At 66.1% G+C, this 286-nt stretch carries 1 protein-coding gene; it reads left to right on the top strand.

Going from position 1 to position 286, the window contains the following annotated elements; all coding sequences use genetic code 11:
- Positions 1–286, top strand: a 286-nt coding sequence (locus tag HOP53_RS21475; RefSeq protein ID WP_479688676.1) for a phosphatase PAP2 family protein, incomplete at both ends; no start/stop codon positions are given.

A 286-nucleotide genomic window follows, 5' to 3' on the forward strand; every position in this document is an offset into this window, starting at 1 on the left:
GCTGGTACCGGCTCTGCTGGTCATTGGCTGGCTGCGTGGCAGTGAGCGCCTGAAACGCCCGCTGTGGGAGGCCTTCATCGCCACTCTGCTCGCCCTGGCGGCGAGCTGGATGATCGGCTGGCTGTGGCCGACCCCACGTCCGTTCATGATGCCAGTCGGGCAGACCTTCCTGGAACACGCCCCGACCCCGGCGTTTCCCAGCAATCACGCCACCATCATGCTGACCATGGCCTTCAGCCTGCTGCTGCATGCCGGCACCCGAAGGATCGGTCGCTACCTGCTGCTG

It is taken from the genome of Billgrantia ethanolica (assembly GCF_021404305.1).
GTDB lineage: Bacteria > Pseudomonadota > Gammaproteobacteria > Pseudomonadales > Halomonadaceae > Halomonas > Halomonas ethanolica.